Source organism: Kitasatospora sp. NBC_00374, assembly GCF_041434935.1.
GTDB lineage: Bacteria > Actinomycetota > Actinomycetes > Streptomycetales > Streptomycetaceae > Kitasatospora.
In genome coordinates, this window is the sequence record NZ_CP107964.1 from 3,597,706 (window position 1) to 3,620,133 (window position 22,428).

Here is a 22,428-nt window from a genome sequence, read left to right on the forward strand (position 1 = left end):
TCGGGTGGGGCAGTCGGTCCGGCTCCCCAGTATGCGCAGTCGTCCGGACGGATCAGCCACCGGCACTCGATCGGAGGACCGTGGCGGCGCGGCGGGCCGCGGCGGCCGCCCGTGGGTACGGTCACGCAATGCAGAGCGCCCGTCACATCGCGTACCGCAGCACAGCCGTGGCCCTGGGCCTGCTGTGCCTCGCTCCCGTCGCCGTGGCCGCCCCGCAGGACGCGCCGCCGCCGGACCGGTCTCCGGTCGGCGGTGAGCTCCTGGGCCGGGCCGGCGTGCAGGTCGCGCCGAACGCCGGCGCCCCCGCGCTGCCGGCCGACGTCACCGGCCAGTCCTGGGTGGTCGCCGACGCGGCCACCGGCGACGTGCTGGCCGCGAACAACGCGCACCAGCAGCTGCCGCCGGCCAGCACGCTGAAGATGCTCTTCGCCGACACGGTGCTGCCCAAGCTGGACAAGACGGCGGTTCACCGGGTCGGCCCGGAGGAACTCCAGGGGATGGGGGTGGGCAGCAGCCTGGTGGGCATCAAGGAGGATCTGGACTACCGGGTCGACGACCTGTGGCGGGGGGTCTTCCTGAGCTCGGGCGCCGACGCCGTCCGCGTGCTGGCCATGATGAACGGCGGGGTCCAGCAGACCGTGACCCAGATGCAGCAGCTGGCCGACCGGATCGGAGCCCGCGACACCCGGGTGATCACCCCCGAGGGCTACGACATGGACGGCCAGGTCTCCTCGGCGTACGACCTGACGCTGTTCGCCCGGGAGGGGCTGCGCAACCCGGACTTCCGGTCGTACTGCGCCACCCGGTGGGCCCAGTTCCCCGGCGCCTTCGACAAGGTGAGCGGGCAGCGCGGCACCTTCGGGATCGCCAACACCGACCGGCTGCTCGGCCGCTACGAGGGGCTGATCGGGGTCAAGAACGGCTACACCACCAACGCCGGCGCGACCTTCACCGGCGCCGCGGAGCGTGGCGGCAAGACGCTGCTGGTCACGGTGATGCGCCCGAACAACAGCTCGCGGGTGTACGACGAGACGGCGTTGCTGCTCGACTGGGGCTTCGCGGCGCTCGGCAAGGTCACGCCGGTCGGCCGGCTGGTGGACCCGGCGCCCTCCCCGGAGCCGACCGCCCCCGCGCAGGCCGGGCCGGCGGAGGAGACGGCTCGGCAGCCGCTTCAGGTCGCGCAGCCGGAGCAGGCGCCGAAGGCCACCCCGGCGGGGTCGGCGAACAGCGGGCCCGGGCTGCTCAGCATGCTGGCGGGCGCGCTGTGTGCGGCGATCGGCGCGGTGGCCGCGCTCAGGTCCCGGGCCACCCGGCGGCGGCGGGCCGCGGCGCTGGCCGCGCTGGCCGCGCAGCCGCTCGGCGACGGGGTCCGGACCTGGCCTGCGGGCGCGACGGCCGTGAGCAGCCGCTGACCGTCGCGCCCGGCCCGGTCAGCCGGCCTTGGGCCCACGGGCGCGGGCGGCGCGCAGCGCGCGCCGGGCGGCCCGGGTGGCGAACGGCGGCAGGACGTCGAGGGCCAGCCGGCGGGTGGCCGAGCGCCGGGGCGGGGCCGGACGGGCGGGCGCGGGCGGTGCCGGGGGCGCCGGGGGCTGGTCGTAGGCGAGCCGGTGGATGCGGGTGCCCGCGATGATGTCCTGGTCCATCCGGAAGCCCTCGGCGCGCCAGTCCCGGTCGAGCAGGTCCCGCTCGGTGTCCTGCGGGTCGCCCCAGGTGCCGTAGAACTTCTCCGGGGTGAGCAGCAGCGGGCGCAGGCCGAAGGCGAACACCGCCTCCCAGACGGCCGCCGAGACCCCGGGGGTGTGCTCGGCGCGGTAGTCGTCGAACACCACCACGCCGTCCTTGGCGAGCGCCGCCCGGGCCACCTGGACGTCCCCGGCGACGTGCTCGTACAGGTGGGAGGCGTCGATGTGGATGAAGCGGCAGCTGCCGTCCGGGATCCGGCCCTCCGCCAGGACGGAGGTCGGAGCCTGTATGACGGTGGGCAGGCTGTCGTGGAAGGCCAGGTAGTTGGCCTCGAAGGCCTGCCGGGTCAGGGTCTTCCGGTAGGACATGGCCATCTCGGCCGAGTTGTGCTCGTCGGGGGCGTCGGAGTCGAAGAGGTCGCAGACGGTGAAGGTCTCCCCCTCCTGCAGGTGGCTGCCGAGGGTGATGGCACTGCGTCCGAGGTATGCCCCGAGTTCCAGCAGGTCGCCGGTGATGCCGCGTTCGGCCTGCCGGGTGAGCAGCCAGCCGAAGACTTCCTGGTCTGTCTTGAAGAACCAGCCCGGGACGTCCTCCAGGGTGCGGGGGACCGGGGCGGCGAAGGTGTTCTCGGCACTGGTCACAGGTGTCTCCAGGCGTGCTACGGGAGTGTGCTCCCCTCGACCGGGATGTGGCGGGGAGAGCCGCTCGACTGTGACCGGGATCATAACCACTGGGGCGCCGAGGCGCAGTGGGTACGGATCAATGGTTCCGGGCTCCGGCCGGGTCGTCCCCACCGCCGTCCGGCCCGCCGTCCGGCCCGCTGCCGGTGCTCGGGCGGGCCGCCGCCAGGGCCGTGGTCGCCTGCTCCTCGGCCCGCCGGCGGGCCGCCTCCGGGTCGGCCAGCGCCGTCCAGCCCGCGCAGAACAGCAGCAGCCGGGTCACGAAGTTGATCCACAGCAGCAGCGCGACCGGCACACCGAAAGCGCCGTACAGGCTCTTGCCGGCCACCGAGCCCAGGTAGGACGAGAGCAGCAGCTTGAGCAGTTCGAAGCCGACCGCGCCGATCAGGGAGCCCTGCAGCAGGTCCTTCCGGCCCTGGTCCGTGATGCGCGGGAACAGGGAGAGCAGGTACGCGAAGAGCAGCAGGTCCGCCCCGACCGCGATCAGCAGGCCCACCGCGGTGAGGACGGTGCGCCCGGCGGTGCCCTCCAGGCCGATCTGGTCGGCCAGCCAGCGGGCCAGCGAGGTGGCGGCGGCCGAGGCGCCGAGCGAGAACAGGCACACCACCCCGAGGCCGAGCAGGACCAGGCAGTCCTTGGCCTTGAGGAGGACGGCATTGCCCTTCTCGTCGGCCAGTCGCCAGATGTCCCGGATCGAGCCGCGCATGGTGTCGACCCAGCCGAGGCCCGAGTAGAGCAGCACCACGCCGCTGATCAGTCCGACGGTGGCCGCGTTGGCGACCAGTCCGGGCAGGTCGAGCGAGTCGGACAGGCCCGGCACCTGCTTGGCGATGTCGTCCTGGAGCTCCTGGACCCGGGAGTCGGAGAGCACCGCCACGGCGATCGCCAGGGCGACCGTGAGCAGCGGGAAGAGGGCCAGGAAGCCGAAGTAGGTGACCGCGCCGGCGAGCCGGTTGCCCTTCAGCTCGGTGACGTGCGCGAAGACGCGGTAGGCGCGGGTGCGCAGCAGTCGGGCCGCGACCGGGCCGATCACCGGCAGCTTGGTCAGGAATTCCACGGTCTGCTCCCCGCCCGGCCAGGACTGTCACGGACGGTCCTGTCTACCGGGGCCGGGGGCCTGGGCTGCGGGTGACACCCCGGCCCGGGCCGGGGCGTCACCCGCTCAGCGGGAGCGCCGGGCGACCACGCGGCGGGCCCTGGCCAGGCCGCGGAAGCCCTGGAAGGCCAGGTAGCGGCCGTGGCTGAGCAACTCGGTGCGGACCCCTTCGGCGCCGGCGGGCGGCCGGTAGCCCGCCGGCCGCAGCGGCGCGCAGTGCTCGGCGGCGCGGCGGAAGAACTCGCGCCGGTCGCCGGGCCGGATCCGGCCGGGCTTGCTGACGATGGTGACCAGGTGGTCGAGCATCCGCCGGTAGATCACCGGCCGCCAGTGGTTGAGGTCGGGGCGGCGGTCGAGGAAGCCGAAGACCAGGCGGTACTGGTCGAAGATGTCGAAGTGCTTGCGGCCGGCGGTGGCCAGGATGTTGCCGCCCTCACGGCGCTGGCGGTAGTGCAGGCCGACCTCGTCGAGCAGGGTGATCCGCTCGGCGGCCAGCAGCGCCGGGAAGGTCCAGGGGGTGTCCTCGTAGTAGCCGGCCGGGAAGGTCAGGCCCTGCTTGGCGACGAAGTCGCGGCGGTAGGCCTTGTTCCAGACCACCATGAGCAGGTCGAGCAGGTCGGGCCGGTCGTCCAGGGCGAACACGTCCGCGCCCGGGCGGGTGAAGACGGCGGCGGAGCTGCTGCGGACGACGCGGCCGTCCCAGTAGGTGCGGGCGTAGTCGTAGACCAGGATGTCCGGGTCGGCGCCGGCCCTGAGCCGGTCGTCGATGTGCGCCAGCAGGCCCGGGGTGAGGGTGTCGTCGCTGTCCAGGAAGATCACGTAGTCGCCGGTGGCGATCTCCAGGCCGGCGTTCCGGGCCCGGCCGAGGCCGACGTTCTCGGGCAGGTGGAGGACGGTGACCCGGGTGTCCCGCTCCGCCGCCCGGTCCAGCATCGCCGGGCAGCCGTCCGGCGAGCGGTCGTCGACGGCGATCAGCTCGAAGTCCGCGCAGGACTGCTCCAGCACCGAGTCGAGGCACTCCTCCAGGTAGTCCTCCACCTGGAAGACCGGGACGATCACGCTGAAGCGGGGCATGGGATCACTCATTCCGGGACGGCGGCGGAGCCTGGGCACTGGCGTCGGCGCCGGGGGCGGGCCAGCCGCACCCTAGCCCGGACGGCACCGGCGATGCACGTCCCGGCCGGGCGCGACGATTCCCCGTAGCCTCCGGAAGGTAGGATCGCTGCCGGTAAGTGCCCGGTTCTCCCGAAATCGGGCAGAGCGGTCGCACCACCTGATGAAAGGCTCTGCGCAGCCGATGGCACCCCGCCTCTCCGTCGTCGTCCCGATCTACAACGTCGAGCGCTATCTGGAAGAGTGCCTGGACTCGATCGCCGCCCAGACCTTCGACGACTTCGAGTGCGTCATGGTCGACGACGGTTCCAAGGACTCCAGTGCCTCCATCGCCGCTGCCTACGCGGCCAAGGACTCCCGTTTCCGGCTGGTCCGGCAGGAGAACAAGGGCCTGGGCGCGGCCCGGAACACGGGGTACCGGCACATCGCCGACGGCACCGAGTTCCTGGCCTTCGTGGACAGCGACGACACCCTCCCACCCAGCGCGTACGAGCTGATGATCGGCACGCTGCAGCAGACCGGTTCGGACTTCGCCACCGGCAACGTGCTGCGTTTCCGGGCGATCGGCTTCTACCCGTCGGGTGGTCACCGCAAGCCGTTCAAGGAGACCAGGCTCACCACCCACATCACCGACATCCCCACCCTGGTCACCGACCGCACGGCGTGGAACAAGGTGTACCGGCGGTCCTTCTTCGACGCGGCCGGCGTGCTGTACCCCGAGGGCATCCTGTACGAGGACGCCCCGGTCAGCGTGCCGCACCACTACCTCGCCAAGAGCGTGGACGTGCTCTCCGAGCCGATCTACCACTGGCGGGAGCGCGAGGTCGGCGAGATGTCGATCACACAGATGAAGTTCAACCCCAAGGGCGTCGTCGACCGGGTCAAGTCGATGGAGCTGGTCCGGGCCTGGCTGCAGGAGCAGCAGGACCCGAAGTACCGCCGCTACCTGCGCTCCTACGACGAGAACAACCTCGTCGAGGAGATCCCGATGTTCTTCTGGTCCGTGCTGGAGGGCGACCAGGCGTACCGGGACGCCTACCAGGAGTCGGTGAGCCGGCTGCTGCGCGCGATCGGCCCGGAGCAGGTCCGCAAGCTGCGGGCCCCGCTGCGGCTGAAGTACTACCTGACGGTGCAGAACCGGATGGCCGAGCTGGTCGAGCAGCTGCGGTTCGAGAAGGACAGCAACGGCGCGGCGCCCGCCCGCGGCCTGCTCCGCCCGTACGCCGACTACCCGTTCCTGCGGGGCGGCCGCAAGAGCGTGCCGCCGGAGGTGCTGCGGCTGGACAACGCGCTGGTAATGCGCAGCCGGCTGTACGACGCGCAGTGGACGGACGGCCGGCTGCAGCTGACCGGCCACGCCTTCCCCGAGCACCTGGGGGCGAGCAACAAGCACGACATGGTCAAGGGCCTGGTGCTGCGGGAGAGTTCCGGCCGCCGGGTGGTGGCGGTGCCGACCAGGGCGATGTACAGCCCGGAGGCGACGGCCAGTTCGCCGCACTCGCTGTACAGCTGCGACTGGGCCGGTTTCACCGCGTCCATCGACCCGACCCGGATGAAGCACCGCGGGCAGTGGAAGGACGGCTCCTGGCGGCTGCTGGTGGCCGGTGTCGGCAAGGGCGGCGTGTACAAGGGCCGGGTGTCCGGCGGCTGGAGCGACACCGCCGAGTACCCGCCGGTGCACTGGGTCGAGCAGGACGTGCGGATCGTCCCGTGGCTCAAGGACGGCTACGTCAACCTGCGGGTCGAGCGGGTCCGGGCCCGGGTGGTCAGGGTGACCGGCGAGCGCGGCACCGTGACCCTGGCCGGTCTGGTCGGCTCGGGTGCCGACCTCGCGGGTGCGCGGCTGCGGCTGCAGCACGTCGAGTCGGACCGTCCGCTGGTCTTCCCGCTCGAACTGGGGGTGCCGGCCGGCCGGCAGGTGCCGTTCAGCTCCAGCTTCCCGGTGGACGCGCTGACCGAGGTGCGCGAGGCCTGGGACCTGCTCGACCCGGCCTCCGACGAGCGTCTGCGGGACCGCTGGGACGTGGCACTGCTGCTGACCGACGGCAGCTCGCTGCCGGTGGTGGTCGACGAGCGCGCCGACCCGCAGCACCTGGACCTGCCGATCGGCGACACCTCCCGGGCCCTGTACTCCAAGCCCTCCCCCAGCGGCTACCTGCAGTTCGCGGACCAGGTCCTGCAGCCGGTGGTGGAGGAGGTCACCGCGGCCGACAGCGGTGAGGGCTTCCTGCTCGCCGGCAGCTTCCCGCTGCCCGGTACGCACCGGTACGAGCTGGTGGTCCGGCACCGCTGGCGCGAGGAGGAGCACAGCTACCCGGTCGAGATCGCGGACGGCCGGTTCAGGACCGCGCTGCCGGCCGTGCCGACCGCGAGCTTCGCGGGCCGGGTGCCGCTCCGCAAGGGCACCTGGGAGGTCTTCTTCCGGCCCTTCGGCGCGCCCGCCGACCAGCTGTGGCCCACCGCGCTGCTCGCCCCGTCCTGCCACGGGGAGCTGCCGCTGAGCGTCGAGGCGCGGGGCAAGCAGATCACCCTGGAGCGCCGGCTGTACGACGGCCTGTCCCTGGAGTCGCACGACATACTGGCTCCCGAGGAGCGCAGCGGATTCCGGCAGCGGCAGCTGCGGTCCTCGTTCGCCTCCCTGCAGCAGCGCCCGCTGACCGACACGGTCGTCTACCACACGGCGCTGGGCAGCCGGTACGCCGGCTCGCCGCGGTCCGTGCACGAGGAGCTGGTCCGCCGCGGCGCGCCGCTGCGGCACCTGTGGACCTCGGACGACCTGCAGACCGACGCCCCGCAGAGCGCCGAGCCGCTGCGTCGGCTGTCCGCCGAGTGGTACGAGGCGATGGCCACCGCCAAGTACGTGGTGACCAGCACCCATCTGCCGCCGTTCTTCACCCGGCGGCCCGGCCAGGTGGTCCTGCAGACCTGGCACGGGACCCCGCTCAAGCGGATCGGGCACGACTTCGAGAAGGTCTGGTTCACCGACTCCGAGTACCTGGAGCACCTGACGGCCGAGGTGCCGCAGTGGAGCATGCTGGTGTCGGCCAACCGGTGGTCCACGCCGGTGCTGAAGCGGGCCTTCCGGTTCGAGGGCGAGGTCCTGGAGACCGGTTACCCCCGCAACGACCTGCTGTTCGCCTCGGACCGGGAGAAGACCGCCGAGCGGGTCCGCGAGCGCCTCGGCCTCCCCGAGGGCAAGAAGGTGGTGCTGTACGCGCCGACCTTCCGCGAGGACCGCCGCCGCCCGCAGGACGGCTACCAGTTCGACCTGCGGCTCGACCTGGCCGCGGCCCGCGAGGCGCTCGCCGACGACCAGGTGCTGCTGGTCCGCGGCCACGAGTCGACGTACGGCCAGGTGCCGGGCGCCGGTGACGGCTACGTCTGGGACGTCGGCAGCTACCCCGACACGGCCGAGCTGCTGCTGATCGCGGACGTCCTGGTCACCGACTACTCCTCGGCGATGTTCGACTTCGCGAACACCGGTCGGCCGATGCTGTTCTTCACGTACGACCTGGAGCACTACCGGGACAACCTGCGCGGCTTCAGCTTCGACTTCGAGGCGCAGGCGCCCGGCCCGCTGCTGGCGACCTCCGCGGAGCTGGTCGCGGCGCTCGGGCGGGTGGACGAGGCGACGGCCGGCTACCGGGACAAGTACGACGCGTTCCGCGAGGCCTACTGCGACCTCGACGACGGCCAGGCCTCGGTGCGGGTGGCGGACGCACTCCTGGGGCACTGACAGCCGGAGACGGAGATCCCCCCGCAGGCCGTCGGACGGCCTGCGGGGGGATCTCCGTTCCAGCGGTGCTGCGGATGCTCAGGCCGGCCCGAAGCGGTAGCCGTGCCAGGGCCGCCAGACCTCGTCCGGCCCGAAGCGGGAGAGGCTGAATCCGGCGACCTCGAAGGCCGCCCGGAATCCGCGCGCCTGCTCGAAGGCCTCGTCCAGCACCGGTTCCGGCAGCCCGTGCGCCACCGTGACGTGCGGGTGGTACGGGAAGGCCAGCTCCCGGGCCAGCGGGCCGGAGCGGACGTCCGCCTCCAGCGCCCGGCACTCCTGCGCGCCCTCCTCGACCCGGACGAACACCACCGGGGAGACCGGGCGGAAGCTCCCGCTCCCCCGCAGCAGCATCCGGAACGGCCGGTGGCCGGCCGCGACCGCCCGCAGGTGGGCCTCGATGCCCGGTAGTGCGGTGGTCGGCACCTCGGTCGGCGGCAGCAGGGTGACATGGGTCGGTATGGAACGGGCCAGCGGATCGCCGTGCCCGGCCCTGGCGTCCTGGATGCGTGTGCCGAACGGCTCCGGAACGGTTATGGACACCCCGATGGTGACGGCCTCGGGGAGGTCGCCACCGTCGGGAACGGAGTCCATCGGCATCAGCGCTTCGGCGCGAGGAAGCCGATGCGGTTGTAGACCGTGGCCAGGGTCTCGGACGCCACCGTCCGCGCCTTCTCCGCACCGAGGCCGAGCACCCGGTCCAGCTCCGCCGGATCGTCCAGGTAGCCCTGGGTACGGGCCTGGAAGGGCGTCACCCACTCGGCGAACAGCTCGGCCAGCTCGGTCTTGAGGGCGCCGTACATCCTGCCCTCGAAGTGCGCGACCAGCTGGTCGACGGACTGCCCGCTGAGCGCGGAGTGGATCCGCAGCAGGTTGGAGACGCCGGCCTTGTCCTCCTCGTCGTAGGAGACCACCGTGCCGGTGTCGGTCACCGCGCTCTTGAACTTCTTGGCGCTGACCTTGGCCTCGTCCAGCAGGTTGACCAGGCCCTTGGCGGAGGAGGCCGACTTGCTCATCTTGGCCGTCGGGTCCTGCAGGTCCAGGATCTTCGCCGTCTCCTTGAGGATGTACGGCTTCGGCAGCGTGAAGGTGGGCGCGTAGCGGCTGTTGAAGCGCTCCGCGAGGTCGCGGGTGAGCTCCAGGTGCTGGCGCTGGTCCTCGCCGACCGGCACCGCGTCCGCCTGGTAGAGCAGGATGTCGGCGATCTGCAGGATCGGGTAGGTGAACAGGCCGACCGAGGTGCGGTCGCTGCCCTGCTTGGCCGACTTGTCCTTGAACTGCGTCATCCGGGCGGCCTCGCCGAAGCCGGTGAGGCAGTTCATCACCCAGGCGAGCTGCGCGTGCTCGGGCACGTGGGACTGGACGAACAGGGTGCAGCGCTCGGGGTCCAGACCCGCGCCGAGCAGCTGCGCCGCCGAGATCCGGGTGTTCTCCCGGAGGGTGGTCGGATCCTGCTCGACGGTGATCGCGTGCAGGTCGACCACCATGTAGAAGGCGTCGTTCTCCTCCTGCAGGTCCACCCACTGGCGCACCGCGCCGAGGTAGTTGCCGAGGTGGAAGGAGCCGGAGGTGGGCTGGATACCGGAGAGGACCCGAGGACGGTCCTTCACCGGACCGGTGACCGCTGCGTTGACCATGGGCGCCATTGTTCCAGCTTCACCGACCGCTCAGGAAACTTCCGCCCCTGGAGGAATCGACAGTGTGACGGCACTCACCCTGATGCGTTCGATCCGGCGGCCGTCCAGCTTGGCCACCGTCAGCAGCGCGCCGCCCTCGATGGTCACCTGGTCCCCCGCCTCGGGCAGCCGGCCCAGCTCCCGCACCACGAAACCGGCCACCGTCTCGTACGGGCCCTCCGGCAGGGTGACGCCGGTCTCCTCGGTGAAGTCGGAGAGGTTGAGCAGGCCGTCCAGCTCCACGCCGCCGCCCGCGAGCCGCCGGGTGGCGGTGGTGTCCTGGGCGTCGTACTCGTCGCGGATGTCGCCGATCAGCTCCTCGACCAGGTCCTCCAGGGTGACGATGCCGGCGGTGCCGCCGTACTCGTCCACCACGATCGCCAGGTGGTGGCCCTCCCTGCGCATCTCGCTCATCGCCTCCAGCACCCGCTTGGTGGCCGGCAGCAGCTTCACCGGGCGGGCCAGGTCGCGGACCCGTACGGCCCGTTCGCCGGGCGCGCCGTACAGGTCGCGGATGTGCACGAAGCCGGTCACGGCGTCGTACGAGCCCTCGACCACCGGGTAGCGGGAGTGGGGCGCGGAGTCGGTCTCCGGGCGGACCTCGGCGACCAGCCGCTCGGCGTCCAGGAAGGTGACCTCGGTGCGCGGCACCATCACCTCGCGCAGCTGGCGCTCGCCGGCCGCGAAGACGTCCGCGATCAGCGCCCGTTCGTCGCTGCCCAGCTCGGTGTTGGCGGCCACCAGGCCGCGCAGCTCCTCCGAGCTCATCGAGCCGCGGCCGGCCGACGGGTCCCCGCCGAACAGCCGGACCATCAGGTTGGTGGAGTGCCCCAGCAGCCAGATGGCCGGCCGCAGCACCACCGACATCACGTCGACCACCGGCGCGGCCAGCACCGCGATCGAGTCGGCCCGCTGCAGACCGATCCGCTTGGGGGTCAGCTCCCCGAGCACCAGCGAGGCGTACGAGATCACCAGGGTGAGCCCGACCAGCGCGATGGTGTCGGCCAGGCCCTCGGACAGGCCGAGGTCCACGAAGACCGGGGCCAGTTTGCCCGCCAGGGTGTCCGCCCCGAAGGCGGCGGACAGAAAGCCCATGCAGGTGACACCGACCTGGACGGCGGCCAGGAAGCGGTTCGGGTCGGCGGCCAGGTGCGCGGCGCGGGCGGCCCGTCGGCTGCCGAGCGACTCCAGGGCCCGGATCTGGCCCTCGCGCAGCGAGATCAGCGAGATCTCGGCGACGTTGAAGAGGCCGCCCAGCATGATGAAGACCAGGACGAGTGCCGCGTCCTGCAGGGTTTCACTCACAGCAGGTCATCCTAGGACCGTCGGCACTTCGCCCGGAGCGCTTCACTCCGCCACAATGTCGCGAGACAGATCCGTGCAAACCGCTCGAGGACATCGATGGACGCTGCGGTCCCCGTTCCTCCCACCGAAGCCGATCGCCCTGCAGGACCGGGACGCTTCCAAAACGCCGCCCAGCGCGCCCACCGGGCCGTCGCCGGACGTGCGCCGACCGGTGGGACCTGGCTTTTCCCCTTCCTCGCGACGCTGGCCGTCGGGCTCTACCGAATCGACGGCCCGGTGCTCTGGCACGACGAGCTCGCGACGCTGACCGTGATCAGACGGCCGACCGGCGCGATCCTCGCCATGCTGCACCACGTGGACGCCGTACACGGCGCCTACTACCTGCTGATGCACTACTGGACGGCGCTCGCCGGGGACTCCCCCGCCGCGCTGCGGCTGCCGAGCGTGCTGGCGATGGCCGGTGCCGCCGCGTGTGTCGCGCTGAGCGGGCAGCGGATGTTCGACCGCCGGGCCGGCCTGACGGCAGGCCTCGTCTTCGCGCTGATACCGGCGGTGGCGCGGTACGCCCAGGAGGTCCGCTCGTACGGCCTGGTGGTGCTGACCGCGTCACTCGCCCTGCTGCTGCTCCTGCGCGCGCTGGAGCGGCCGACGGCGGTACGGTGGCTCGGCTACGCGCCCACGGTGGCGGTGGCCGGATACCTCCACCTGATCTCGCTGGGGTTCCTGGCCGCGCATCTGCTCGCGGTCGCGGTCGCCTGGTGGCGCGAGCGGCGCAACCTGCGGATCCCGCTCGGCTTCGCCGCGGCGGTCGGCCTCGGCCTCGCCTCGCTCTACCCGTTGCTGCGGCTGGCTCCCGCGCAGGCGAAGCGGCAGATCAGCTGGGTCGCCGTCCCGACCGTCCACGACCTGGTGACCATCTGGCCGCAGCTGTTCTGCAGCACCGCCCTGGCCGTCACGATGTTCCTGCTGGCGGCCTTCGCCTGGCGGGACCGGCGGAAGGCGGCGCTGGCCGTCGCGACCGCGTCGGCCGTCCTGCCCGTGCTCGCGATCTGGGCGCTCTCCCAGCGCGGCGCCGTCTCGTACTTCATGCCGAAGTACCTGTTCTTCGTGCTGCCCGCGTGGGCGCTGCTGGCCGGCGTCGGGATAGCCCTGCTGCGGGTCAGGTTCGTCGTGGCCGCCCTGGCGGTGCTGGCCGTCGCCGTCGCGCCCGACCAGATCGCCGTCCACCGGGACCTCTCGCACGCGGCGTACACGTACCCGAAGCCGGTGACCTGGTTCGCGCCGCTGGACTACCGGGCCGCGGCCCGGATCGTCGCCCAGGGTTACCGGCCGGGCGACGCCGCCGCCTACGGCCAGGACTGGTTCCAGGTGTGGTGGGGCGTGGACAGCGGTGTGGAGTACTACCTCCCGGACAACGTCAAGCCCCGCGACGTGCTGCTCGGCCAGACCGGCGAGCAGCGCGACGACCTGTGGTCGAAGCTCACCGACGACCCTGCCGCCGCCCTGCGGGACGCGCCGCGCATCTGGCTGGTCTCGCGCGCCGGCCACCCCGACCCGTTCGACTCGGTCTACCCCGCCGCGTCGCAGGCGCTGCGGGCGAACTACCGGATGGTGAGGGTCGACGAGGTCTCCGGGATCACGGTGGCTCTGCTCGTCCGGCTCTGACGCCGAACGGCCGGGCGGCCCAGGGCCGCCCGGCCGTTCACGTGAGAGTCGGCGGACTCAGATCAGGCCGAGCTCGGCGACCGCGTCGCGCTCCTCGGCCAGCTCCTGGACCGAGGCGTCGATCCGGGCGCGGGAGAAGTCGGAGATCTCCAGACCCTGGACGATCTCGAACTTGCCGTCCTTGGTGGTGACCGGGAAGGACGAGATCAGGCCCTGCGGCACGCCGTACGAGCCGTCGGAGACGATGCCCATCGAGGTCCAGTCGCCCGCCGGGGTGCCGTTGACCCAGGTGTACACGTGGTCGATGGCGGCGTTCGCGGCCGAGGCGGCCGAGGAGGCGCCGCGGACCTCGATGATCGCCGCACCGCGCTTGGCGACGGTCGGGATGAAGTCGTTCTCGACCCAGGCCAGGTCGGAGCCGGTGGCCTCGAAGCCGCTCTTGCCGGCGATCTCGGCCTGGAAGAGGTCTGGGTACTGGGTGGCGGAGTGGTTGCCCCAGATGGTGACCTTCTTGACGTCCTCGACGGTGACGCCGGCCTTCTTGGCGAGCTGGGCGACCGCGCGGTTGTGGTCCAGGCGGGTCATCGCGGTGAAGCGCTCGGCCGGCACGTCGGGGGCGTTGCGCTGGGCGATCAGGGCGTTGGTGTTGGCCGGGTTGCCGACCACCAGGACCTTGATGTCGTCCGCGGCGTTGTCGTTGATGGCCTTGCCCTGCGGGCCGAAGATGCCGCCGTTGGCGGAGAGCAGGTCACCGCGCTCCATGCCGGCGGTGCGCGGGCGGGCGCCGACCAGCAGGCCCACGTTGGCGCCGTTGAACGCCTCGGCGGCGCTGTCGGTGATGGTGATGTTGCGCAGCAGCGGGAAGGCGCAGTCGTCCAGCTCCATGGCGACGCCCTCGGCGGCCTTCAGACCCTGCGGGATCTCCAGGAGACGGAGGTTCACCGGCACGTCGGCGCCGAGCAGGTGGCCCGAGGCGATGCGGAAGAGCAGCGCGTAGCCGATCTGGCCGGCCGCTCCGGTGACGGTGACATTGACGGGGGTGCGAGTCATTTCTGCCTACTCCAGCAAATCGCCGACGTGCCCCAGGCACGTCGGCGCGCTGGAGCCGAGGATGATCTCTCGACATCGAGAGAACCGGCTCAGGCTATCGCAACGGGCCCGCCGTGGGCGCGCACGGGCGTGGCTGATGCGTCACACGCGCGCACGGACGGTGCCGGGCGCCGCCGGGACCGGGGCGGTTTCCCCCGGTCCGGCGCCGCCCGGCACCGGGTCAGCCGGTCGGGCCGACCGGCGCGGCGGCGGCCGCGGCGCCGGTCCGCGGGACGCCGGAGGGCACCACGTGGATGCGGTGCTGGTCGGCGTCCACCCAGACCACGTCGGTACCGGTACGGTCCACCGCCCAGGCCCTGCGCGGCTGGTGGGGGGTCTTCCAGTAGGTGCCGGAGGCGAGCCGGCGGACCTGTGCGGCGCTCTCGGCGCCGGAGGCCGCGATGCCGTCGTGGAAGTCCACCAGCAGCAGCCGGCCGCCGGCCAGGTCCTGCCGGACCAGGTAGCCGTCACCCAGCAGGGCCTGGTTGGGGCCGCCGGTGTTCAGGCTCGACTGCACCGGGACCGTCAGCGTCTTGCGCGTGACCGTGTCGAAGACGCCGCTGGCGTTGAGTGCGCCGTCCCAGGAGTTCTGGCAGCCCCAGTACACCCAGCGGGAGACGGCCTGCAGGAGGGTCGGCGCGCAGGGCGTGGTGAAGGAGTCCCGGACCGTCGCCCCGGCCGTGTCGGTGGCGGTGACGGTCGTGCTGTCCTGCTTCGCGCTCCACAGCGTCGTGCCCTGGACGGCGGCGGCGGCCAGCGACGCGCTGAGCGTCGCCGTCCCGGTGTCGAGGTCGACCACCGCCGTCGGGCGGGCGTAGGTCCAGCCGGGCCGGTAGCCGCCGAAGACCGCGTACCGGCCGTCGGCGTCCACGGTGTCGACGGAGCCCTGCGACTCCAGCCCGGTGGTGAAGGTGGCGCCCCACTCCTGGCTGCCGGCCTTCATCACCACCGTCCGGCCGTTGGCCGACGGGTGGTCCGGGAGGTAGCGCCCGTCACCGGTGGCCCACAGGGCCGTGCAGGCGGCCCGGCCGCTGTAGCAGTCGTCGGCCGGGTAGGCGGAGTCGAGGGTCTCGGAGAGCTTCACCGGCGGCGTGCCGTCCGAGATCCGGTAGCTGCGGTAGGACCCGGTGGAGTCGGCGGGGCTGAAGGAGACCGTGTCGGAGGCGACGGAGAGGGTGCCGCCGCCCATGGCGAGGCCGAAGACGGTCGCCGGGCCGGTCGGGACCCGGGTCAGCCTGCGGACCGTCGGCTCGCCGGCCCCGTTCGGTGAGATCCGGTAGACGAAGGTGTCGCGGTCCCCGTACGCCGGGGGGTGCTCGCTGCCGACCGCGATGAGCGAGCCGTCCGGGGCGGGCAGCAGCTGGGTGTCGGCGCTGTCCAGCACGGAGTGCTGGCTACCGGTGCCGGCCAGCGGCACCGCGGAGACCGGCCGGCCCCGGTTGTCGCCGGAGGTGTTGACGGCGGACAGGGTGGTGAGCACCCAGTCGCCCAGCCTGCGGTACTCGGCGTCGTACCCGCCGGGCGGCAGGGAGTTCACGTAGCCGCTGCTGCGGACCGTCCACGGGGCGGTCCGGTCCAGTACGTCCACGGTGCTGTTGCCGTCGAGGCGCAGGACGGCGTCCTTGGCGAGCCGGAAGCCTCCGCTGTAGCGCTCGTTGTCGTCGGGGAGCGCCGCGGTCGTGCCGGTGGCGAGGTCCAGCAGCAGCCAGTGGTTGCCGTCGTCGAGCCGGTAGCTGAGGATCGCGGCGCTCCGGTCCCCGTCGACCCAGGCGGACGGCGCGCCGGCGGGGATCCCGGACACCTGGGTCCGGACCACGGTGGTGCCCTGCAGGGTGTTCAGGTACCAGCCGGTGGCCGCCCAGTCGTTTCCGGTGTAGCTGACCACCGTGCGTCCGAAGGTGGCGTAGTAGTTCTGGCCGGCCGGGACGTCGACGGCGCCGACGGAGACCGGCTTGCGCGACGCCAGGTCGTAGAGCTCGACCCGGACGGAGCCGTCCGCGACCGGCGGGGCGGGCATCGCGACGGTGTCGGAGGAGGAGCCGTACCGGTTGTCCGGCCGGCCCGCGTACCGCCGGGACGGCACGCCGTCCTCCAGGTTGGAGCCGAGCGGCGCCGGCAGGCGGAGCCCGGTGTCGGTCGTGGCCCCGTTGTCGTAGCGGGTCCACAGCAGGTGGTCGCTGCCCTCACGGGCGTGCAGCAGGCCGGTGTCCCCGGCCACGTACAGCTGGTCGCGGCCGGGGATGCCGCGCGGGGCGGCCGGCAGGACGAGCTGGGTCGGCGCGGCGGCCGTCGGCGCGGCTTCGGCGGCCGCGGCGGCCGGCGCGACCGCCAGCGAGCCGGCCCCGGTGGCCAGGGCCACGGCCGCCACGGTGAGCGCGCGTCCGAGCCTGCTGCGGTCTTCGGTCACAGGTGTCATGCGGTTCCCCCTCCGGTGTCCACGGAACGAGAGCAGGCGTGAACCATCAGGAAGGCGCCCCCGCCGAGCCCTCACGAGCCCCGGCAGCATACTGACGGCCTCTCACCGCATGCACACCGTTTTCCCACCGCATGTCCGCAGGTGCCTGCGCATGTGCGGGAGCCCCACCCGGCGTGCGCCGGGTGGGGCTCTCGTCTGCGCAGGTCAGTGCCGTTGGCGGCCGATCAGCTGGCCGATGTTGTCGAGCAGCGGGAGCTGGAGCCACGGGTCGGGCTGGGCCACCAGGGTGAGCAGCACGATCACCGCGCCGAGCACGCTCAGCACCGTGACGTCGGTGAAGCGGCTGCGGACCGCGAGCATCCCGACCTCGGGCAGCACCAGCCGCAGCACCGCCCCCAGCAGCAGCGAGGCGCCGACCGTCAGCAGCCCGACCTTGAAACCACCCGCGAAGGTGATCGCGAGGCCGAACACGGCGACGGCCAGGACCAGCGTTATCGGCCACTGCCGGACCGGCAGGGCGTGACCGCCGTCCAGCGCCGCCGCCGAGCCCTCCGGCGGCAGCGTCCCGGTGGTCTTCACCGGCCGGCGCCGGGAGCGGCGCGTCGTGCCTTCACCCGCCATGGCGGATCAGCGGCCGGCGCGGCGCTCGGCCGCCTCGACGATGTTGTTGAGCAGCATCGCGCGGGTCATCGGGCCGACGCCGCCCGGGTTCGGCGAGATCCAGCCGGCCACCTCGGCGACGCCCGGCTCGACGTCGCCCACGATCTTGCCCTCGCCGTCGCGGCTGACGCCGACGTCCAGCACGGCCGCGCCCGGCTTCACGTCCTGCGCCTTCACCAGGTGCCCGACGCCCGCGGCGGCCACGATGATGTCGGCGCGGCGCAGGTGCTCGGCGAGGTCCCGGGTGCCGGTGTGACACAGGGTGACGGTGGCGTTCTCGCTCTTGCGGGTGAGCAGCAGGCCGATCGAGCGGCCGACCGTGACACCGCGGCCGAGCACCACGACGTCGGCGCCGTTGAGCTCGACCTTGTGCCGGCGCAGCAGCTCGACGATGCCGAACGGGGTGCAGGGCAGCGGGCCGTCGATGCCGAGCGCGAGGCGGCCGAGCGAGGTGGGGTGCAGGCCGTCGGCGTCCTTGTCCGGGTCCATCAGCTCCAGGACCGGGTTCGGGTCCAGGCCCTTGGGCAGCGGGAGCTGGACGATGTAGCCGGTGCAGGTCGGGTCGGCGTTGAGCTCGCGGACCACGTCCTCCACCTCCTGCTGGGTGGCGGTGGCGGGCAGTTCGCGCTGGATGGAGGCGATGCCCACCTCGGCGCAGTCCTTGTGCTTGCCGTTGACGTACCAGCGGCTGCCCGGGTCGTCGCCGACCAGGACGGTGCCGAGGCCGGGGACGATGCCCCGTTCCTTGAGGGCCGCCACGCGGACGGCGAGTTCGGACTTGATCGCGGCAGCGGTGGCCTTGCCGTCGAGAATCTGGGCAGTCATGCACCCATTCTCCTGGATCGGCACCCGTGCCCGTACTGCGGGGAGGCCGCGTCCCGCCGGATACGGAACGTGGGGTCCGGGTTGCGGTTGCGCCACAGTTGTGTTCGGTCGACGGAGGCGGCTGGACATCGCGGGGTGCTTCACCAGACGATAGGCCGGGCAATCTCTGCCGCCCGCGGCCTGGTGACAGGCCGTCCGGGCCTGAGCGGGGGACGATCTCGGGGGAAGACGACAGTGAGCAATCCGTACCAGGCGCCGGACCCTTACGGCGGCTACGGGCCGCCGCAACAGCCGCAGCAGCAGCCGTACGGCACGCCGCCGCCCCCGCCCTACCAGCAGCCCGTCCCGCAGCACGGCTACGGCTACCCGCAGCAGCAGCCGTACCCGCCGCAGCCCTACGCCCCGCAGCCGGTGGCCGAGCCCAACAGCCTGGCGACGGCCTCGCTGGCGCTGGGCTTCATCGGCATCGTGATCTGCTTCTACGGGGCGATGCTCGGTCCGATCGGCCTCGGCCTCGGGATCGCCGGGCTCAACCGGGCGCAGCGCACCGGTGTCGGCCGCACCCCGGCGATCGGCGGGATCGCGCTCAGCACGCTGGCGATCCTGATCGGCATCGCCGGGCTGGTCTTCTACGACACCCTCACCAAAAGCCTGACGTGATGCCCGCCGCCGCAACCGGCCTGGCCGCCCGCTGGGCGAGCACCGCCGGAACTCTCAGGGGAGCCTGGCTGCGCGTGGTCGCGCGCGGCGCCGGCGCGCTGGTCGCCGCCGTGGCGGTGGCACAGCTGCACGACGCCCACGACCCCGGTGTGCTCTGCCCGTTGCGCAGGTTCACCGGGATCCCCTGCCCCGGCTGCGGCAGCACCACCGTCTTCATCGAGGCCGGCCACGGTGACCTGGTCGCGTCGCTGGCGGCGAACCCGGTGACGGTCCTGGTGGGTCTGGGTCTGCTGGTCGCCCCGCTCGGCGGCGGCCGCTGGTGGTGGGAGCTGCCGAACGGCCGCCGGAACGCCCTGATCGCCGCCGCCGCCACGCTCTCCTGGGCCTGGCAACTGCACCGGCTGGGTATCTCCCGCCCCTGAGGACCGCAGTTCTGACACCTGTTGACCCACACGTTGTCAGTATCTTCCGCTAATGTCCCACCCGGTCGGCAACTCAACTGCCTGTCCGTCACAGGATCTTCCTGTCCCGTCCCGCTGTCCCCTTCCTGCCCGGAGGCAGAGATGAGCTACCCGCCCGACCCGAACAACCCGTACGGCCAGCAGCCCCCGCCGCCGCCCGGCTACGGCTACCCGCAGCAGGCCCCGCCGCCGGCCCCCGGCTACGGCTACCCGCAGCAGGCTCCGCCGCCGGCCCCCGGCTACGGGATCCCGCCGCAGCAGGCCTACGGCTACCCGCAGCAGCCGGGTGGCGGTTACCCCAACGCCGGCATGGTGCAGAACTTCTACGCGGGCTGGGGCAGCCGCGTGGTGGCCTACCTCATCGACCACCTGCTGATCGGCCTGATCCCGTGGATCGTGGTGTTCGCGGCCCTCAGGCCGTCGGTCACCACCACCTACTCGGCGAGCGGCTACCCGCACAGCGAGACCAGCGGCGCCGGCGGCTACTACGCCGCCATGCTGCTGGTGAACGTGCTGGTGTGGGCCGGTGTCGCCGCGATGAAGGCGAGCGGCCAGTCGATCGGTCAGAAGGCCGTCAGCATCCGGATGGTGCGCGAGTCCGACGGCCAGAAGCTGAGCTTCGGCGCGGCGTTCGGCCGTGAGGCGCTGCACATCCTCGACAACGTCTGCTGCATCGGCTTCCTGTGGCCGCTGTGGGACGCGAAGAAGCAGACCTTCGCGGACAAGATCATGGGCACCGTGGTCGTCAAGGCCAACTAGCCGACAGCCCGAAGGCCCCGTACTCCGCTCGCGGAGTACGGGGCCTTCGGCGTTGCGCCGGTGATCAGTGGAAGAAGTGCCGGGTACCGGTCAGGTACATCGTCACCCCGGCCGCCGCGGCGGCCGCGACGACCTCCTCGTCACGGACCGACCCGCCCGGCTGCACCACGGCCCTGACGCCGCCGTCGAGCAGCACCTGCAGACCGTCGGGGAACGGGAAGAACGCGTCGGACGCGGCGAAGGAGCCCTGCGCGCGCTCGCCGGCCCGGGCGACCGCGAGCTTCGCCGAGTCGACCCGGTTGACCTGGCCCATGCCGACGCCGACCGAGGCGCCGTCCTTCGCCAGCAGGATCGCGTTGGACTTGACGGCCCGGCAGGCCCGCCAGGCGAAGGCCAGCTCGGCCAGCTCCGCCTCGGGCAGCGCGTCACCGGTGGCCAGCGTCCAGGTCGACGGGTCGTCGCCCTCGGCGTGGATCCGGTCGGTCTCCTGGAGCAGCACACCGCCGGAGACCGGGCGGACCTCCAGGCGGCCGGTCGGGGCCTCGGGGGCGCTCAGCACCCGGATGTTCTTCTTGCGGGCCAGCACCTCGACGGCGCCGTCCTCGTACGCCGGGGCGACGACGACCTCGGTGAAGATCTCGGCGATCTGCTCGGCCAGCTCGACGGTGACCGGGCGGTTGACCGCGATCACACCGCCGAAGGCGGACAGCGGGTCGCAGGCGTGCGCCTTGCGGTGCGCCTCGGCGACGTCCGCGCCGGTGGCGATGCCGCACGGGTTGGCGTGCTTGATGATCGCGACGGCCGGCTCGGCGTGGTCGTAGGCCGCGCGCCGGGCGGCGTCGGTGTCCACGTAGTTGTTGTAGGACATCTCCTTGCCGTGCAGCTGCTCGGCGCCGGCCAGGCCGCCGGTGCCGTCGCTGTACAGCGCCGCGCCCTGGTGCGGGTTCTCGCCGTAGCGGAGCACGTTCTGGCGCTCCCAGGTGGCGCCGAGGAACTCGGGGAAGCGCTCGTCGCTCGGCGCGTAGCCGGCCTCGAACCAGGAGGCGACGGCGACGTCGTAGGCGGCGGTGTGCGCGAAGGCGGCACCGGCCAGGCGCTTGCGGGTGGCCAGGTCGAAGCCGCCGTCCTTGACCGCGTCCAGCACGTCGGCGTAGCGGGCCGGGTCGACCACGACGGCGACCGAGGGGTGGTTCTTGGCGGCCGCGCGGACCATCGACGGACCGCCGATGTCGATCTGCTCGACGCACTCGTCCGGGGTGGCGCCGGAGGCGACGGTGGCCTTGAACGGGTAGAGGTTCACCACGACCAGGTCGAAGGGCTCGATGTCGAGCTCGGCCAGCTGCGCACGGTGCGACTCCAGCCGCAGGTCGGCGAGGACGCCGGCGTGCACGCGGGGGTGCAGCGTCTTCACGCGCCCGTCCAGGCACTCCGGGAAGCCGGTCAGCTCGGAGACCTCGGTGACCGGGACGCCGGCGGCGGCGATCCGGCCGGCCGTCGAGCCGGTGGACACGATGGTGACCCCGGCGGCGTGCAGGCCCTGGGCCAGCTCCTCCAACCCGGTCTTGTCGTACACGCTGATCAGGGCACGCCGGATCGGGCGTACGTTCTCGGAGACGGGAGTAGTGCTGGAGGCGGCGCTCATGCCGGAATCCATACCTTTCGGTCTTCGATGCGGTGACCTTCGCGGGCCAGTCGGCCCACGACGTCGACGAGCAGATGGCGCTCGACAGTCTTGATGCGCTCGTGCAGCGCTTCGCCGCCGTCCTGGTGGTCGGCGTCGAGGACCTCCACCACGCCCTGCGCGATGATCGGTCCGGTGTCCACCCCCGCGTCGACCAGGTGGACGGTGCAGCCGGTGACCTTCACCCCGTACGCGAGGGCGTCCGGGACGCCGTGGGCGCCGGGGAAGGAGGGCAGCAGGGCGGGGTGGGTGTTGACGATCCGTCCGGCGAAGGCCGCGACGAACTCCGGGCCGAGGATCTTCATGAAGCCGGCGGTGACCACGAGGTCGGGGTCGTGGGCGGCGACGGCGCCGGTCAGCGCGCGGTCCCAGCCGGCCCGGTCGGCGTGGTCCTTGATCCGCTCGACGAAGACCGGGATGCCCGCGCGCCCGGCCCGTTCCAGGCCGGCGATGCCGTCCCGGTCGGCGCCCACGGCGAGGATCTCGGCCCCGTACGCCGGGTCGGCCGCGGCGTCGATCAGCGCCTGCAGGTTGGTGCCGGAGCCGGAGACCAGGACCACCAGCCGGGCCGGGCCCGGCGTGCGGGGCGGGAAGACTTGGGCGGAAGCAGCGGCCACTGCGCGATTCTCCGTACGTCGTTGGCGCCCGCTGGTACATCCACCGTCGGTGGGGCCACTACGGGCGGCGCCAGGTCGAGCCGAGTGCCGGGTTCGCGGGGTGACCGCGCTGCGCGCAGGCCTCGGGAACCGTTCTGAGCTGCTGACCGTCACCACGATAACGGCTGGTGAGAGGGCCCCCGTAACCGCCCGGCAACGCTACGCGCGTAGTTGAGACGGGGATCTCGCCCGCCGTCCGCCGGACGCCACCGACCGAACCGGGTGGGGTGC

Annotated in this window: 18 protein-coding genes; 6 read left to right on the forward strand and 12 right to left on the reverse strand. The window is 72.5% G+C overall.

Translation table 11 applies throughout. The annotated features are described in order from the left end of the window. The first annotated feature begins 128 nt into the window (after positions 1-128). Positions 129-1,412: a D-alanyl-D-alanine carboxypeptidase family protein gene (locus OG871_RS16065; protein ID WP_371497475.1), complete on the forward strand. Its 1,284-nt coding sequence runs from the start codon at positions 129-131 to the stop codon at positions 1,410-1,412. Between the two features lie 18 nt (positions 1,413-1,430). On the opposite strand, the gene OG871_RS16070 is transcribed toward OG871_RS16065, so the two are convergent. The 3 genes from OG871_RS16070 to OG871_RS16080 form a co-directional block, all read right to left on the reverse strand. After that, positions 1,431-2,324 (reverse strand): class I SAM-dependent methyltransferase, encoded by an 894-nt coding sequence (locus OG871_RS16070; RefSeq protein WP_371497476.1) that lies wholly within the window; start codon positions 2,322-2,324, stop codon positions 1,431-1,433. Between the two features lie 118 nt (positions 2,325-2,442). Beyond that, positions 2,443-3,420, reverse strand: a complete 978-nt coding sequence (locus tag OG871_RS16075) for a YihY/virulence factor BrkB family protein (protein WP_371497477.1) — start codon at positions 3,418-3,420, stop codon at positions 2,443-2,445. 105 nt (positions 3,421-3,525) lie between these two features. Then, entirely contained in the window at positions 3,526-4,533 is a 1,008-nt protein-coding gene (locus OG871_RS16080) for a glycosyltransferase family 2 protein (RefSeq protein WP_371497478.1), read from the reverse strand. Positions 4,534-4,756: 223 nt separating this feature from the next. Between OG871_RS16080 and OG871_RS16085 the strand changes: the two genes are divergently transcribed. Beyond that, positions 4,757-8,308 carry a CDP-glycerol glycerophosphotransferase family protein gene (locus OG871_RS16085; RefSeq protein WP_371497480.1) on the forward strand — a complete coding sequence of 1,184 codons (3,552 nt, stop codon included), beginning with the start codon at positions 4,757-4,759 and terminating at the stop codon, positions 8,306-8,308. A gap of 78 nt (positions 8,309-8,386) precedes the next feature. Here OG871_RS16085 and OG871_RS16090 read toward each other — a convergent pair whose 3' ends face one another. Genes OG871_RS16090 through OG871_RS16100 form a run of 3 tightly spaced genes read right to left on the reverse strand, consistent with a single transcriptional unit; the run spans position 8,387 to position 11,325 of the window. Next, on the reverse strand, positions 8,387-8,938 hold the full coding sequence (locus OG871_RS16090; RefSeq protein ID WP_371497481.1) for a 2'-5' RNA ligase family protein: 552 nt from the start codon (positions 8,936-8,938) through the stop codon (positions 8,387-8,389). Positions 8,939-8,943: 5 nt separating this feature from the next. Further along, positions 8,944-9,981: a tryptophan--tRNA ligase gene (trpS, locus tag OG871_RS16095; RefSeq protein WP_371497482.1), complete on the reverse strand. Its 1,038-nt coding sequence runs from the start codon at positions 9,979-9,981 to the stop codon at positions 8,944-8,946. Between the two features lie 30 nt (positions 9,982-10,011). Next, the gene (locus tag OG871_RS16100) at positions 10,012-11,325 is read right to left on the reverse strand and encodes a hemolysin family protein (protein ID WP_371497484.1); all 1,314 of its coding nucleotides are present in this window, start codon (positions 11,323-11,325) and stop codon (positions 10,012-10,014) included. A 276-nt stretch (positions 11,326-11,601) separates the two neighbouring features. On the opposite strand from OG871_RS16100, the gene OG871_RS16105 reads away from it, so the two are divergent. Further along, a complete protein-coding gene (locus OG871_RS16105; protein ID WP_371497485.1) occupies positions 11,602-12,990 on the forward strand; it encodes a glycosyltransferase family 39 protein in 1,389 nt (462 codons plus the stop codon). 57 nt (positions 12,991-13,047) lie between these two features. Here the strand turns inward: OG871_RS16105 and OG871_RS16110 are convergent, their stop codons facing one another. The 4 genes from OG871_RS16110 to OG871_RS16125 all read right to left on the reverse strand — a co-directional run bounded on the left by OG871_RS16110 (position 13,048) and on the right by OG871_RS16125 (position 17,980). Beyond that, positions 13,048-14,040 (reverse strand): malate dehydrogenase, encoded by a 993-nt coding sequence (locus OG871_RS16110; RefSeq protein ID WP_371497486.1) that lies wholly within the window; start codon positions 14,038-14,040, stop codon positions 13,048-13,050. A 220-nt stretch (positions 14,041-14,260) separates the two neighbouring features. Further along, entirely contained in the window at positions 14,261-16,495 is a 2,235-nt protein-coding gene (locus OG871_RS16115; protein WP_371497487.1) for a hypothetical protein, read from the reverse strand. Positions 16,496-16,699: 204 nt separating this feature from the next. After that, entirely contained in the window at positions 16,700-17,074 is a 375-nt protein-coding gene (locus OG871_RS16120) for a DUF3017 domain-containing protein (RefSeq protein WP_371497488.1), read from the reverse strand. 48 nt (positions 17,075-17,122) lie between these two features. Continuing rightward, complete coding sequence (locus tag OG871_RS16125) at positions 17,123-17,980, reverse strand: bifunctional methylenetetrahydrofolate dehydrogenase/methenyltetrahydrofolate cyclohydrolase (RefSeq protein ID WP_371497489.1); 858 nt, start codon at positions 17,978-17,980, stop codon at positions 17,123-17,125. 234 nt (positions 17,981-18,214) lie between these two features. Here OG871_RS16125 and OG871_RS16130 point away from each other — a divergent pair, with 234 nt between their 5' ends. From OG871_RS16130 to OG871_RS16140, 3 genes are all read left to right on the forward strand, one after another. Beyond that, positions 18,215-18,640: a DUF4190 domain-containing protein gene (locus tag OG871_RS16130; protein WP_371497490.1), complete on the forward strand. Its 426-nt coding sequence runs from the start codon at positions 18,215-18,217 to the stop codon at positions 18,638-18,640. Continuing rightward, positions 18,640-19,062, forward strand: a complete 423-nt coding sequence (locus OG871_RS16135; protein ID WP_371497491.1) for a DUF2752 domain-containing protein — start codon at positions 18,640-18,642, stop codon at positions 19,060-19,062. Before OG871_RS16130 ends, OG871_RS16135 begins: the two co-directional genes overlap by 1 nt. A gap of 141 nt (positions 19,063-19,203) precedes the next feature. Continuing rightward, on the forward strand, positions 19,204-19,860 hold the full coding sequence (locus OG871_RS16140) for an RDD family protein (RefSeq protein ID WP_371497492.1): 657 nt from the start codon (positions 19,204-19,206) through the stop codon (positions 19,858-19,860). Positions 19,861-19,924: 64 nt separating this feature from the next. Here the strand turns inward: OG871_RS16140 and purH are convergent, their stop codons facing one another. Beyond that, a complete protein-coding gene (gene purH, locus OG871_RS16145) occupies positions 19,925-21,502 on the reverse strand; it encodes a bifunctional phosphoribosylaminoimidazolecarboxamide formyltransferase/IMP cyclohydrolase (RefSeq protein ID WP_371497493.1) in 1,578 nt (525 codons plus the stop codon). Next, complete coding sequence (gene purN / locus OG871_RS16150) at positions 21,499-22,158, reverse strand: phosphoribosylglycinamide formyltransferase (RefSeq protein ID WP_371497494.1); 660 nt, start codon at positions 22,156-22,158, stop codon at positions 21,499-21,501. The genes purH and purN overlap by 4 nt, the downstream gene beginning before the upstream one ends. Between the last annotated feature and the right edge of the window lie 270 nt (positions 22,159-22,428).

What these genes read in the sequence shown, in the direction of transcription:
- OG871_RS16065 (WP_371497475.1), top strand. Translation starts at nt 129, where the DNA reads ATGCAGAGCGCCCGTCACATCGCGTACCGCAGCACAGCCGTGGCCCTG.
- OG871_RS16080 (WP_371497478.1), bottom strand. Translation starts at nt 4,533, where the DNA reads ATGCCCCGCTTCAGCGTGATCGTCCCGGTCTTCCAGGTGGAGGACTAC.
- OG871_RS16085 (WP_371497480.1), top strand. Translation starts at nt 4,757, where the DNA reads ATGGCACCCCGCCTCTCCGTCGTCGTCCCGATCTACAACGTCGAGCGC.
- OG871_RS16090 (WP_371497481.1), bottom strand. Translation starts at nt 8,938, where the DNA reads ATGGACTCCGTTCCCGACGGTGGCGACCTCCCCGAGGCCGTCACCATC.
- trpS (WP_371497482.1), bottom strand. Translation starts at nt 9,981, where the DNA reads ATGGTCAACGCAGCGGTCACCGGTCCGGTGAAGGACCGTCCTCGGGTC.
- OG871_RS16110 (WP_371497486.1), bottom strand. Translation starts at nt 14,040, where the DNA reads ATGACTCGCACCCCCGTCAATGTCACCGTCACCGGAGCGGCCGGCCAG.
- OG871_RS16115 (WP_371497487.1), bottom strand. Translation starts at nt 16,495, where the DNA reads ATGACACCTGTGACCGAAGACCGCAGCAGGCTCGGACGCGCGCTCACC.
- OG871_RS16125 (WP_371497489.1), bottom strand. Translation starts at nt 17,980, where the DNA reads ATGACTGCCCAGATTCTCGACGGCAAGGCCACCGCTGCCGCGATCAAG.
- OG871_RS16135 (WP_371497491.1), top strand. Translation starts at nt 18,640, where the DNA reads ATGCCCGCCGCCGCAACCGGCCTGGCCGCCCGCTGGGCGAGCACCGCC.
- OG871_RS16140 (WP_371497492.1), top strand. Translation starts at nt 19,204, where the DNA reads ATGAGCTACCCGCCCGACCCGAACAACCCGTACGGCCAGCAGCCCCCG.
- purH (WP_371497493.1), bottom strand. Translation starts at nt 21,502, where the DNA reads ATGAGCGCCGCCTCCAGCACTACTCCCGTCTCCGAGAACGTACGCCCG.